At 38.7% G+C, this 13,516-nt stretch carries 12 protein-coding genes; 2 read left to right on the top strand and 10 right to left on the bottom strand.

Annotated features, from left to right (window positions below; translation table 11 throughout):
* Positions 1-68 precede the first annotated feature (68 nt).
* Entirely contained in the window at positions 69-989 is a 921-nt protein-coding gene (locus tag I6L31_RS16000) for a chromate resistance protein ChrB domain-containing protein (protein WP_004885571.1), read from the top strand.
* 2 nt (positions 990-991) lie between these two features.
* Entirely contained in the window at positions 992-2,344 is a 1,353-nt protein-coding gene (gene chrA, locus I6L31_RS15995) for a chromate efflux transporter (RefSeq protein WP_004885570.1), read from the top strand.
* 59 nt (positions 2,345-2,403) lie between these two features.
* Here the strand turns inward: chrA and I6L31_RS15990 are convergent, their stop codons facing one another.
* The 10 genes from I6L31_RS15990 to I6L31_RS15945 all read right to left on the bottom strand — a co-directional run bounded on the left by I6L31_RS15990 (position 2,404) and on the right by I6L31_RS15945 (position 13,367).
* Positions 2,404-3,558 carry an IS4 family transposase gene (locus I6L31_RS15990; RefSeq protein WP_005003123.1) on the bottom strand — a complete coding sequence of 385 codons (1,155 nt, stop codon included), beginning with the start codon at positions 3,556-3,558 and terminating at the stop codon, positions 2,404-2,406.
* Positions 3,559-3,680: 122 nt separating this feature from the next.
* The gene (locus I6L31_RS15985; protein WP_016541229.1) at positions 3,681-3,806 is read right to left on the bottom strand and encodes a YHYH domain-containing protein; all 126 of its coding nucleotides are present in this window, start codon (positions 3,804-3,806) and stop codon (positions 3,681-3,683) included.
* Positions 3,807-3,895: 89 nt separating this feature from the next.
* Positions 3,896-5,203, bottom strand: a complete 1,308-nt coding sequence (locus I6L31_RS15980; RefSeq protein WP_004885568.1) for an MFS transporter — start codon at positions 5,201-5,203, stop codon at positions 3,896-3,898.
* A gap of 80 nt (positions 5,204-5,283) precedes the next feature.
* A complete protein-coding gene (locus tag I6L31_RS15975) occupies positions 5,284-5,922 on the bottom strand; it encodes a hypothetical protein (protein WP_005003442.1) in 639 nt (212 codons plus the stop codon).
* Positions 5,923-5,933: 11 nt separating this feature from the next.
* Positions 5,934-6,647 (bottom strand): HupE/UreJ family protein, encoded by a 714-nt coding sequence (locus I6L31_RS15970; protein ID WP_004885567.1) that lies wholly within the window; start codon positions 6,645-6,647, stop codon positions 5,934-5,936.
* Between the two features lie 5 nt (positions 6,648-6,652).
* Positions 6,653-7,024, bottom strand: coding sequence for a hypothetical protein (locus I6L31_RS15965; RefSeq protein ID WP_004885566.1), 372 nt, complete (start codon positions 7,022-7,024; stop codon positions 6,653-6,655).
* Between the two features lie 11 nt (positions 7,025-7,035).
* Complete coding sequence (locus I6L31_RS15960; protein ID WP_004885564.1) at positions 7,036-10,164, bottom strand: efflux RND transporter permease subunit; 3,129 nt, start codon at positions 10,162-10,164, stop codon at positions 7,036-7,038.
* 14 nt (positions 10,165-10,178) lie between these two features.
* Positions 10,179-11,654, bottom strand: a complete 1,476-nt coding sequence (locus I6L31_RS15955) for an efflux RND transporter periplasmic adaptor subunit (protein ID WP_004885562.1) — start codon at positions 11,652-11,654, stop codon at positions 10,179-10,181.
* Positions 11,655-11,664: 10 nt separating this feature from the next.
* Complete coding sequence (locus I6L31_RS15950) at positions 11,665-12,864, bottom strand: TolC family protein (protein WP_004885559.1); 1,200 nt, start codon at positions 12,862-12,864, stop codon at positions 11,665-11,667.
* 47 nt (positions 12,865-12,911) lie between these two features.
* Entirely contained in the window at positions 12,912-13,367 is a 456-nt protein-coding gene (locus I6L31_RS15945) for a hypothetical protein (RefSeq protein ID WP_004885556.1), read from the bottom strand.
* Positions 13,368-13,516: the final 149 nt, after the last annotated feature.

Here is a 13,516-nt window from a genome sequence, read left to right as displayed (position 1 = left end):
CAGTTCTTAATATTTGTACCACGATACAAGCAATGTAATATAATAAACAAATAAGTTGAGTATATTACATGAAAATATCCTTGCTCATATCCTCGCTACCTACACAGAATACAACCACTCGTATGAGAGTCTGGCGATCTCTCAAAGCAAGCGGCGCAGCAATTCTAAGAGATGGCGTCTATTTGCTCCCTATTTCCCATAGTGAAAAGTTTGATCCTATTGCTAATGATGTTATCTCAGAACAAGGGGCTGCTTATATCTTTCATGCAGAACAACCCTTAAATCTTGAGCTTGCTTCTTTTTTCAGTCGGAAAGAAGAATACGATGCTCTCTATAAACAACTGTCTGAATTAAGAGATCGGCAGACCAAAGATGAAAAGAAAGAGCTGCTCAAGCAAATCCGGAAATTAAGAAAAAGTATCGATGCGCTTGTAGAAATTGACTACTACCCCGATGAAACTCAAGCACAGGTTCTAAATGAGCTTTCCTCTTTAGAACTTTCAATTGCACGTCTTGGTGAAGTGAATGAACCACTAGCAATACAAGCTCATATTCAACTTCTCGATAAAGCTAGTTATCAAAACAGAATTTGGGCAACTCGTAAAAGACCTTGGATTGATCGCCTAGCTTCTGCATGGCTAATCAAGACATTTATTGATACCTCACCAACATTCATTTGGTTAGAAACGCCAAGTGACTGCCCAGAAGAGGCATTAGGATTCGATTTTGATGGTGCAACTTTCAGTCATATCAATCATTGGGTGACCTTCGAAGTTCTTTTACATAGTTTTGATCTAGAAACACCTGCATTAAAGAAAATCGCTGAAATTGTTCATTACCTTGATGTAGGTGGGATTGAACCTCCCGAAGCAATCGGTATTGAAAAAGTTATTCAAGGAATTCGAAGTCAGATAAGTGACGATGATCAATTATTTGCATTATCGAATCACATTTTCGATGGCTTATATGCCAACCTATCAAGAGAATAATCATGGAACAAGAACTTGTTATAGAACCAGAACAAGAAATACAGTCAATTTCATTTTGGCAAGCATTTCTATTCTGGCTGAAATTGGGGTTCATTAGTTTTGGTGGGCCAGCAGGACAAATCGCTGTCATGCACCAAGAACTCGTTGAACAAAAACGTTGGATTTCTGAAAAACGTTTCTTACACGCTCTCAACTACTGCATGTTATTACCCGGACCTGAAGCTCAACAATTAGCAACCTACATAGGTTGGTTAATGCACAGGACTATAGGTGGTATTGTTGCTGGTGTCTTATTCGTTTTACCTTCTTTATTTATCCTGATCGCCCTTTCATGGGTCTATGTAAAGTTTGGTGATGTTCCTATCATTGCTGGTCTCTTTTATGGAATCAAACCAGCTGTTGTTGCTATTGTCTTTCATGCAACTTACCGGATTGGCAGCCGATCATTAAAGAATAAGTTTTTATGGGCAATTGCTGCACTTGCATTCGTTGCTATCTTTTTCTTTAACCTTCCGTTTCCTTTAATTGTTCTAAGCGCTGCAATCATTGGATACTTGGCAAGTAAAAAATATCCAAGCTTTTTTACTGGTGGAAGTTCACATCAGCAAGGTAAAAAAGATTATGGTCCAGCATTAATTGATGATGATACTCCAACCCCAGAACATGCCATATTTAGTTGGAAGCACTTAGGAAAAATTTTATTTATCGGTGCAATTTTATGGTTTACACCCATTATAGGTTTGACTCTTACCTTGGGATGGGAGCATGCCTATACACAAATGGCTTGGTTCTTTACTAAAGCGGCACTGCTAACATTTGGTGGAGCTTATGCGGTATTACCTTACGTGTATCAAGGTGCTGTAAATTTTTATGGTTGGTTGAGTCCAACACAAATGATCGATGGTTTAGCACTAGGTGAAAGTACACCCGGCCCACTGATTATGGTTGTTGCATTTGTCGGATTTTTAGGTGGCTTTAATCATGCACTTTTAGGAAGTGATCATGTATTTTTAGCAGGTGCCTTAGGTGCTGTCATTGTTACTTGGTTTACGTTTCTATTTTCTTTCATTTTCATTCTAGCTGGCGCCCCAGTGATTGAATCAACACACAATGAATTAAAGTTTACTGCACCTTTGACTGCAATTACTGCTGCTGTTGTAGGAGTAATATTGAATTTAGCACTCTTCTTCAGTTATCACGTTTTATGGCCCAATGGATTCAACCATTCTTTCAACTATGAAGCCGCATTCATTGCAATTGCAGCATTCATCGCCTTGTTCCATTTTGAAGTCAAAGTCATGTATGTGATTTTTGCCTCTGCATTCTGTGGCTTGATTCTATATATTGGTGCATAAACTTATAGTTTTATTTCTTAATAAAAAAGGAAGCTAAGCTCACTGCTGTCCCACAAATATCACAAGAAGAACCTCAATTGAGGTTCTTCTTGTTTTCGCCATTTTTTATCAGGCACAAAGAGTGACCTTAAAAGTTTCCTTTCAAATAAATTGACCTGAATAATTCTCAGTAAACGCTGAACACTCCATCCTTCTTGTGCCATGTGTTTAGCGAAGTTCACCAGCAAATAGGCAATTAATGCAATCCATATTTGCGTTTGTATCGCATTGCGGCTTCGACCTAGAAATGACTTCAGTTTTAAATTCTGCTTGATGGCTTTAAAGAATAACTCAATCTTCCAGCGATCTTTATAAATTGCAGCAATGGTGGATGCTGCCAGATGAAAGTTGTTGCTCAGAAATTCGAATGTTCTTTTCTTATCTGTATCATAAAACTCTATACGTCTTAATAATTCAGGTGCGCCTCTTTTCTTGGCATGCGCACTGCTCAATTCAATACATTCATCCGCAATAATCCCTTTAGTCTCTAATACGCTGCGGCTTGATTTAACTTGATAAACTGTCTTTGGGCGTAGCCGGGTTACAAAGCTGACGTTCTGAAGTGTCAACTGAGCAAACCATTGATAATCAACATATCCTTTATCAAAGACGATAATGCTGCCAGCAGGAAATTTAAATGCTCTGCCTTGCACCATATCATTTTCAATACCATCCCCAAGCGCTACAAATTCAGGAATGGTATTGCTGTGATTTAAGCCAACACTGAGTTTAATACTGGCTTTGGATTCATGCACTTTTGCCCATGCGCACAATGACAGTGAAAGATCAATATGACTGGCATCTAGTGAATACAGCGGATTTTTGAATCTAAATTTATGTGCAGTTTTAGAGTTTTCACAGCGCTGAAGCAGCTGTGTGAACAATTGCTGATACAGGCTGGCGGGCTGTTCTTCGTTGAGTCTTGCTAAGGTGCTTCGCGCAATTCTCTTCGCGCCAAGATGATAGAGCTTTTCCTGCTGGGATTCGAGATTGGATTGAATGTCTCTTAAGCTTTGCCGACAAGAAAGTTGGGACATCAATATGGCAACAAACTGATCCCAGCGGGTGGCTGATCTTAATTTTTGCCCAGAGTGGTGCAGTTTAGCCAGACGTTCAAAATCTTGTCTTAGAATGGGTTTGAGTAATTGATGAAATACGGTATTCTGATGTGACAAAACCTGAATCCTTGTAGTTGAAGTGTTTGTTCGCACTTATATTTTAACTACTTTGGACTCAGGTTTTTTTATTTAAGTTTAACTATGGGACAGCAGTGAGCTAAGCTTCCTTTTTTGTACCATTAGTGGCAGTGACGATCCCCTGTCTTGCTATTCGTATGGCAGCCTGAAGAATCCGTACCACCTGAATGAGCAAAAGCATTTGTTACCGCAAGCCCCATTAAACATACAAAGATTAGTTTTTTCATGTTGTTCACCTTTTTTATTGAACGATAAAACAAGTTTGAAATTGTACAACAAATAAACGGGTTACTTCTAAGCCATTAGTCGAAAAGAATTATTTAGGCCACTTTTGATGATAGTCATCAATCACATACTCATGCACATGTACACCATTGACTTGGTGCTGAACCACATGATCGTGGTCTGCGGGTAAATCATCATGGCTATGTGCTAGAAAATCTTCATCTTTAGTTGTCCATAAACGTAATGCAAGAATGAGAGCAATAATCGCAATAACAGCCATCGGAATAAAAGTCTGTAATGTGCCTATATTGGTACTTAACCATCCAACTAATGGATAAGTAATTAACCAACAAGCATGAGAGAAAGCAAATTGGGCAGCAAACAATGACGTTCTATTCTCACTCGATGCAGACTTGCGAATTAAACGGCCTGTAGGTGTTTGTGAAACAGAATATCCAATACCAAGTACAAACCAGAGTGCAAGCAAACCATTATAGGATGTAATGAAATAACCACTTAACAGCCCGATTACAAGAATTGTTGTACCAGTCAACATAACTGATCGATCAGGAAATTTATCCAATATCTTTGGCAAAACAAAAGCCGATAACATTGATCCAAGACCAAATAAACCAAATGCCCATGTCGTTGCATTTTCAGTAAGTTTAAATGTCGATTGAACCAGTACAACAGTATTTACAATCACAACCGCACTCGCCGATGCAATTGCTAGATTTAAAGCAAGCAAAGCCTTAAGTCTTGGCGTATTAAAATAAATTTTAGCTCCCTGCTTTATACGACTATAAACACCTCTAAATTCAGGTACTTTGGCAACTGGTAATTTTGCACTTACTACAAACAAAGCAGAACCGATAAAACCCAATACTGTTCCTAAAAACAGATTATGGTAGCTCATGACAGTGAGTAAGAAACCTGCCAGCATTGGACTGATAATATTTTCCAAATCATAGGCTAAGCGAGACAATGACAAAGCATTGGTATAGTCTTTTTCTTCAGGAAGAACATCTGGAATCATTGCCTGAAATGTTGGTGTAAATGCAGCAGAAGCAGATTGCAAAATAAAAATGAGAATATAAATTTGCCAAATTTGCGTCACAAACGGTAGACACAATGCTGTTAATGCTCGAATAACATCTAGTCCAACCAATACTTGTTTTCTTGGTAATCTCTCAGCAAATGCAGATGCTATAGGTGCTACACCGATATAAGCAATCATCTTAATTGCCAATGCAATACCGAGAACTTGGGCTGCGTCTCCCTTTGCAATATCGTATGCCTGTAAAGCTAGGGCGATTGTGATTAACCCCGTTCCGATTAGCGCTATTACTTGGGCCAAAAACAAATGCCGATATGTTGTGTTTTTTAGTACTTCTAGCATCTTATGGATTCCTTTTAGAACCTGACTTCTTTAGCAATTGAATCTCCTTGGAATATTATTCCAAGGAGATTGATCAAAACTTAAAAGACTTTCTTCATTTCACTAAACTGCCCTTCTACAAGTAGAGTTACAGTCACTGGATTTTCAGTACGGTTACGCCAGAACCAACCATGTTTGCCATCAAAAGCTGCCTTTAAGACGCCCTGCTGAGTTGTCTCATTCTTTCCTTTACCATAGCCATGATAGAACCCTTTAGGAGCATTCACTGGATCACCATGAGTATCATAGTTAAGACCGCCTCCTACTGCTTTCCAATCAAAGTTGACACTTGCACTTTGTGGCATTGTCAGTTTCACTTCGGTTGCTTGGCCCGGTTTAAGCTCAATACTAATGCTCTCTTTATTAATAGCAGGCATAATCATTTGAGCATTATCAGCTGCCGTTTGAGTCGAAGTTTCCACTGATATTTGTTCAACACTATTCACTGCCTGTGCAGCATTGATACCATTTTCCGACTCTTCAGCTAGTGATTGTTTGATTTCTCCCATTTTCGTTAAACCAAGCACTTTACCCATACCTGTCGGATCAATTGCATACTCCGCAGGCATGACACAGGTAACTAGCACAACAACAGCACTTACGGCAGCAATTGCTTTTGATTTAATTAACTTTTTTGATGAAGGTAATTCGATATCTTTTGGAATTTCAGCGTTATACATAATTTAGATCCTTATTGAGTAATGAAGCCAGTAAGTTGATAGCCAACAAGTAAAAAACCGAGAAACATGAGGAAGACATTGCTTTGATAAGCTGTTTTAAAGAAATAAGGTGTCTTTCTCCAAAACGTCATTAATAACAAGATGATGCACAGAGCCATAAACTGACCTAATTCAACCCCAATATTGAATGAGATTAAATTTGCCAACAGTCCATCACTCGGAACTTCATATTCCTGAATTTTTACTGCGAGTCCAAAACCATGAATCAGACCAAAAATTAAAGTCGCGATTTTCGTGTTTGGTTGAAAACCAAACCAACGTTGATAAGCCCCCAAGTTATCAAGAGCCTTATAAACAATTGAAAAACCAATGATTGCATCGATGATGTAGGCGTTTATCGAGATGTTGTAATAAACACCTACCAGCATCGTAATCGAATGCCCAAGTGCAAATAGGCTGACGTATAAGCCGATATCTTTCATTCGATATAAAAAGAAGATAATGCCAACAAGAAATAATAGATGGTCATATCCAGTGACCATATGCTTCGCACCCAAATAGATGAATGGAATTACTTGAACGCCATAAATTTCTTGAATATAGCCCTTATCACCTTCTGCTACTCCATGAGCAAAAAGTGTAGGACTTACCAATGTAATGAATAAAGCAAGTAATAGCTTTATGTAAGCACTTAATTTCACAATGTGTGAAGCAATAATTTGCATGTATATCAAACTCCAAAATTTAAAATGAATTGAAAATCCATTAACTTTTTGGGCGGTTTAAAAATACGACTCACCATCAGATAAACATATTCTTTTGACCAATCTAGAATCGATATCCCCTTTAAGAGATGGGCTAAAGCGGTCGATTTAAGTGCGTCATAGCCAACAAAATGTTCATAGTAATTATCTTGGTGACTATGTGAATGTTGTTGACTTATCTCATGATGGTGAGAGTGAATTGCATCAATTGAAACGTGTCTCTGAAATTCATTTACAGTTACATGCTCATTAAAGTGCAAACATAAAGCGAGACTGATCATGCAGACTAGCCACATCATCACAAATTTGCTTTGTTTATCTCGCAATATATTTGTCATTAAAGATGCCCCTAAACAACCTGTTCAGCAGCATCGTTTGATTTTCTTGACCTACCTTGGTTAAACCACACATATAAGGTTGGCAAAATAATCAAAGTCAGTAAGGTTGATGAAATAATCCCACCAATAACGACAGTTGCAATTGGGCGCTGAACTTCAGAGCCAATGCCTACGTTTAAGGCCATCGGAATAAAACCTAATGAAGCGACCAAAGCTGTAATCAACACGGGACGGAGTCTTTCCATTGCACCATGTTTCACTGCATCAATGACACTTTCACCTTGAACTCTAAGTCGCTGAATGGCTGAAACAAGAACCAAACCATTCAGCACAGCAACACCCGATAAGGCAATGAAACCCACAGCCGCAGAAATGGAGAATGGGATATCACGTAGTGCTAAAGCAATCACACCACCTGTTAGTGCAAATGGCACACCTGTGAATACCAAGATACTGTTTCTAACATTACCTAAAGCCATATAGATCATGGCAAAGATCAGAATTAAAGCAATCGGTACTACAACCATAAGACGATTTGAAGCAGATTCCATTTGCTCAAACGTACCGCCCCAAGTCAGCCAATAACCATCTGGTAATTTAAAATCAGCAGTCAGCTTAGATTGTGCTTCTGAAATGTAACTACCAATATCAGTTCCACGAACATTTGCTGTAATGACGATACGACGTTTACCATTTTCGCGAGAAATCTGGTTTGGTCCTTGAACATTTTTTAACTCGATCAATTCTGATAAAAGAACACTCGAACCATCAGCTAAACTCACAGGAATCTGATAAAGCTTCTCTAGGTCTGTTACCGAGTTTTGGTCCATGCGTACCACAATGTCGAACTTTCGATCTCCTTCAAACACCTTACCTGCTGTCTCGCCTGTAATTAGACTAGAAACCTGTTTTTGCACATCCTCTGCATCAAGCCCATAGTTGGCAATCATGTCTTTTTTCAGCTCAACAGAAACCATGGGTAAACCAGACATCTGTTCGACTTTAAGATCAGCAGTACCATTGACTCCCTCTAAAATCTTAGCGGCAGCGTTTGCTGATTCAAGTAACTGTTCCAAATCATCACCATAAATTTTTACGGCAACATCGGTTCTGACACCTGAAATAAGTTCGTTAAAACGCATTTGAATCGGCTGTGTAAACTCATAATTGTTTCCATATACGCCTTTAGATACGCGTTCAATTTCAGCAACAACCGCAGACTTTTCCTTATCAGGATTAGGCCACTGACTACGAGGTTTCAGCATGACAAAGTTATCTGCAACGTTAGGTGGAACAGGATCAGTCGCAATTTCAGCAGTCCCTACTTTGGCAAAAATAGTCTGAACTTCTGGAATTTTCTTAATCTCTTTTTCTAACGTGTATTGCATTTCAATTGCTTGAGTCAACGACGTGCCAGGGATACGCAAAGCATGTAGTGCCACATCTCCCTCATCCAAGGAAGGTATAAACTCTGAACCTAAACGAGTCGAAAGACTTGCACTAAAAACAAAGAAAATAGAGACAAAAGCAATTAGCAAATATCTGTGATTTAAAGACCAATCTAAAATTGGGTTATAAAACCTTTTGATACCATGAACGATTTTTGACTCTTCTTCTTTAATTTCACCGGTAGTGACCAATGCCACCATTGCAGGGACAAACGTAATTGAAAGTATCATTGCTGCCACTAAAGCCATAACCACTGTTGCAGCCATTGGTGTAAACATCTTTCCTTCAACACCAGTCAAAGTCATTACAGGTAGATACACCAAGATAATGATCAATTGACCATAGAGAATCGCTTTGCGGGATTCTTTAGTCGCCTCAAACACAGTCGTAAAGCGTTCTTGCCTTGTTAAAACTCGCCCAAGCTCTTTTTGTTTAATTGCCAACTTTGCTAAGGAAGCCTCAACAATTACAACAGCACCATCTACAATAATCCCGAAATCTAGTGCCCCAAGACTCATAAGGTTTGCACTAATTTTTTGGTTCACCATACCTGTGATTGTCATCAGCATGGATAATGGAATAACTAGAGCTGTAATCAGCGCAGCACGGAAATGACCAAGAAATACAAACAGAACAACGATTACTAGAATCGCACCTTCTAAAAGATTCTTTTTCACCGTCTGTATCGTTGCATCAACCAAAGTTGTACGGTTATAGACCGCTTTTGCTTCTACACCTTCTGGTAATGATTTTTGAACTTGCTGTAGTTTTTGATCAACAGCATGAGCAACATTTCGTGAGTTCTCACCGATAAGCATGAATGCTGTACCCAGTACAATTTCTTGCCCATCTTTAGTTGCGGCACCTGTACGTAATTCGTGACCAATAGATATTTTGGCAACATCTTTCAATCTGAGGATATAACCATTGCTCGTCGTAATCGGGATATTCTGGATTTGCTCAATTGAGTTAATTTGAGAATCAGAACGAATCAAATACTGTTCACCATTTTTCTCAATATACCCCGAGCCTTTATTCATGCTGTTCTTAGAGATAGCCTCTAAAATCGCCTTCTGATCCAGCCCTATGCTACGTAAATAAGCATAATCAGGTTGAACTACAAATTGTTTGAGATAACCACCAATGGTATTGATTTCATTAACACCCTCTACATTTCGAAGCTGAGGTTTAATCACCCAGTCTTGTAAGGTGCGTAATTCCGTTGGTGAAAGTGGATTAGGATTGTTCTTGGCATTTTCAACGGTATACATGAAGATTTCGCCAAGTCCTGTAGAAACAGGCCCCATAGAAGTTGCAATTCCAACGGGAAGATTTGGTGTCACCCCTTGTAGCTTCTCATTCACTAATTGTCGGGCAAAATAAATATCCGTCCCTTCTTTGAAAATTGCCGTCACTTGTGACAGGCCATACCGAGAGACTGATCGGGTATAGTCTAAATTTGGAATACCAGCTAAAGCCGTTTCAATAGGATAAGTCACCTGAGACTCCATCTCCATTGGAGAGAGTCCTTGAGCTTCACTATTAATCTGAACTTGTACATTCGTAATATCGGGAACAGCATCAATTGGTAGCTTAAAATAGTTATAAGCCCCCAATGCACCGACAAATAGGAATACGATGAGTACAAGCCAACGATTCTTAATCGAGAGTTTAACAATCTGATCAAACATATTCGCTACTCCCCTTAATGGTCATGAGTAGCGCCAGATTTACCTAGCTCTGCTTTTAAAAGATATGAATTTCCTGCGGCATAAACCTGTCCTATTCGTAATCCAGATTTAACTTCCACATACCCATTGTATTTATCGCCAAGCTCCAGAGGTCGAGCTTCAAAATCGTTACCAACACGAATGAATACCACGTCCCAATCACGGAAATTCTGTAACGCATCTTCACGTACAACCATTGGCTTTTGACTTTGATTTTCAAAAATTTGAGCCGTGATTAACTGTCCAGAACGCCACTTAAACTGATTTGGTATCTCAATAAATACCTTCGCTGTACGTGTTTTAGTATCGATGACATCACTAATATATTTGATCTTGCCCAATGCCTCTTCTGTGCCTGTCGGACTTTGAGGTTTAACTTTGACTCTGTTTGTAGGGTTTATAGCATTAAGCTTGTCAGCAGGAACATTTACTACCGCCAAGAGTTGCGAAGTATTTGCGATTTTAAAAATAGGGGTTGAAGAGCTTACATTAGATCCAACAGCACCAAGGATTTCTAATATTGTTCCTGACATTGCTGCACGAACTTCAACTGTTCCATTACCTGAACCGCCATAAGAGCTTATTAAGTTATTCAACTCATTTGCACGAGTTTGAGCAGCATCAAAATCTCTCTTTGCAGAAATATAATCAATCTCAGGTGATACACGCTTTTGCCATAATGCTCGTTCTTGTTCCATTTTTTGTCGAGCAAACTGTAGAGTATCCAAAGCAACTTTACGATCCGCATTCAAACGAATTAAATCTTGGCTTTGGACAACAGCAAGTAAGTCTCCTTGACTTACTTTATCCCCAATATTACGGTAGGTTTTTATCAGTGTTCCACTGGCTTTTGGTGCAACAAGGCTTTCAAAATTATCAGGAAACTTCAACTCACCTTTCAGTTCCAAAGCATTTTCAAACATCATTGGTTCAACTTTTAAGAGCTCTAAACCACTGCTCTTAATACTACTGTCTAACATGGTGACACGACCTTCTTTCGTATCCCACTTCCAAGTATGTTTTTTCCCTTGATAATCGACATTTACAACCATTAAAAACGAATGTGGCTCATAGACAATTTCATTTCCAATCAAGTAATCACTCTCTGGTTTAAATTGAATATTTTGCTCAGCATCTAAACGCTTAATGTATATATTCGCTTTTAAGTCTTCAGGTTTAAGCGGCTTGTCATTCAAATACCCATAAACACGGAGGTGTGGTTCCACTCCTTCTTCAAATATCTTAACCTCAGCAGAGAAATCTCCATCTCGATACAACCGACCACCGTGAGGTCCTTTCTCATCTCCAGCTACAGCTACTTTTTCTTCGGCGACCTCACCATGTCCACTCACTTGTGTCTTATTACCGGTTTTATACCAAGCAATAGCACATAAGACGATAAGTAAGGCAACGACACCAGTTGCAATCAATGTATTGGTTTGTTTATTCATATTCTTGCCCTTATTCTTGATCTAAATGAGTAATGTAGTTGCGCTCGACTTCTGCAATTTCTGTCTGCAAAGCCAACCACAAATCGAATCGAGCAAGATGTTTGTCTAGCCAAATTTGCTTGATGTTATTGAACTCAAGTAAAGAGTTTTTCCCTGCTTGGTAACCCATCTCTGCAATTCGCAGGCTTTCATTTGTTGCGGGCAAAACGGTTTGATCATATTGCTTAATCGCATCAATTAAATTGGAAACCTCAATAGATTTGTTTTCCAATTCAATTTTAGAGTTACGACTCAAAAGCATAGACTGTGTTTCTGCTTTCGTATGCTCTGCTTGAGCAATCGCAATATTGCCCTTATTTCGATTAAAGATATTGAGGGGTATTGACGTTGAAACTTGGAAGACTTTGTCATTGGTTTCTTGGTAGTTCCTAACCCCGACTCCCAAAGTAATATCTGGTATTGCTTCTTTGCGGGCCAGTTCAAACTGAGTCTTTTTCAGCTTCGAACTCAGCGTTGCTTCTTGCTCAGACAAACTTATTTTGTTTGTGAAATTAAAGCTTAACGGAACCTCCAATGCATTACTTGGCAGGTTGGAAGTGAACTTAGAACACAGATTTTTCTGGAACTGAATCTTCTTCACTTCATTTTGATGGCGCAATTTCGACTCAGATGAAAGTGCTATGCTTAGCTGAGCATCGGAAGGAATTACTCGCCCGTACTTAAGCCGTTCGGAAAGAACGTTAGCTTGTCTGGCATTCAATTTACTCTCAGAAGAATAAATTTCAGCACGCTGAGTAGCTACATACCAATTCGCCATACAGATTCTTAAATCTGCTTTGAGTTCAGCCTGACGCTTTGCTATTTCGAACTGATTACGATCACCTTGAAAACTCGCAATCTGTTTTCTCAAGGAAAGTTTATTACTAAGAGGAATCTCTTGTGACAGTCCCAATAAGGTTGTTGGGCCATCCAAATCCTTCAGTTTAGAATTACCGAGATTATCCAACTCCACATTGAAAGTCGGATTATTTAATCTACCAGCAAACTTTTGATTAATTTCATAAGCTTGCTCGGACTGCTTTAAGCTATTGAGTACAGCATCACTTGCGATTACCTGCTTTTGTAGTTCAGCATAATTCGTTTCTGCGAATACATTTGCTGCTGTTGCTACAAATCCACAGGTAAGAAATATCTGATATTTTTTAGACATGACTTTACCTATACAAAAAAATTAAAATTAATTTTTGTATAGAAAAATCAATTATGTAGGACGATTAAGTTTTTAGAGTAGGTATAAGAATTACTAAATATTAGAGGGGATCGCCGCTTTAAAAAGGCTCGATAAATAGGCTTTTCAAAAAGCTGGAAAAAGAATAAAACTAGTGGAAGTGCGAAACTCAGAATAAAGACTGGATCTATGCTTAGATCACTATCAGAAGAAATTGGTTTTACTGAATGATGATAAATTGGCTCATCAATGTTCTTCCAGCTATGTGCTTCAGCGTCATGATCAGTAGAGTTTTTAAGAGAATCACTATAATGCTGCAAAGACCAATGACTTGATGCATCATCCTCAACGACAATACTTAACTCATGTTGGTGTTCAATATTCTCAAGTAAGACAGGCGCCCACGCATGAACTCCGGTAATTGTTATCGTAAACAAAAACAGGATAAATGCGAGTATAAGCTTAGACAACCTACTTGAACGCATAGCGATGGAAATACTACTGATTTGCTAACAAAATACTAAAAAGTTTTATTAAAGTAAATCTCTCTCCTCAACATTTGAGAATGAATATGTTCGAAACTATTACCAATATCAGCAAAAGGAGTATGAATAAGCTCAAATCCGATCTATCT

This window comes from Acinetobacter septicus (genome assembly GCF_019355975.1).
Classification (GTDB): Bacteria; Pseudomonadota; Gammaproteobacteria; order Pseudomonadales; family Moraxellaceae; genus Acinetobacter; species Acinetobacter ursingii.
This window is presented reverse-complemented; position numbering and strand designations above follow the sequence as displayed.

Excerpts from the sequence above, each read along its gene's own strand:
- I6L31_RS15960 (WP_004885564.1), bottom strand. The coding sequence starts at position 10,164 with ATGTTTGATCAGATTGTTAAACTCTCGATTAAGAATCGTTGGCTTGTA.
- I6L31_RS16000 (WP_004885571.1), top strand. The coding sequence starts at position 69 with ATGAAAATATCCTTGCTCATATCCTCGCTACCTACACAGAATACAACC.
- I6L31_RS15975 (WP_005003442.1), bottom strand. The coding sequence starts at position 5,922 with ATGTATAACGCTGAAATTCCAAAAGATATCGAATTACCTTCATCAAAA.
- I6L31_RS15965 (WP_004885566.1), bottom strand. The coding sequence starts at position 7,024 with ATGACAAATATATTGCGAGATAAACAAAGCAAATTTGTGATGATGTGG.
- I6L31_RS15950 (WP_004885559.1), bottom strand. The coding sequence starts at position 12,864 with ATGTCTAAAAAATATCAGATATTTCTTACCTGTGGATTTGTAGCAACA.
- chrA (WP_004885570.1), top strand. The coding sequence starts at position 992 with ATGGAACAAGAACTTGTTATAGAACCAGAACAAGAAATACAGTCAATT.
- I6L31_RS15970 (WP_004885567.1), bottom strand. The coding sequence starts at position 6,647 with ATGCAAATTATTGCTTCACACATTGTGAAATTAAGTGCTTACATAAAG.
- I6L31_RS15955 (WP_004885562.1), bottom strand. The coding sequence starts at position 11,654 with ATGAATAAACAAACCAATACATTGATTGCAACTGGTGTCGTTGCCTTA.
- I6L31_RS15945 (WP_004885556.1), bottom strand. The coding sequence starts at position 13,367 with ATGCGTTCAAGTAGGTTGTCTAAGCTTATACTCGCATTTATCCTGTTT.
- I6L31_RS15980 (WP_004885568.1), bottom strand. The coding sequence starts at position 5,203 with ATGCTAGAAGTACTAAAAAACACAACATATCGGCATTTGTTTTTGGCC.
- I6L31_RS15985 (WP_016541229.1), bottom strand. The coding sequence starts at position 3,806 with ATGAAAAAACTAATCTTTGTATGTTTAATGGGGCTTGCGGTAACAAAT.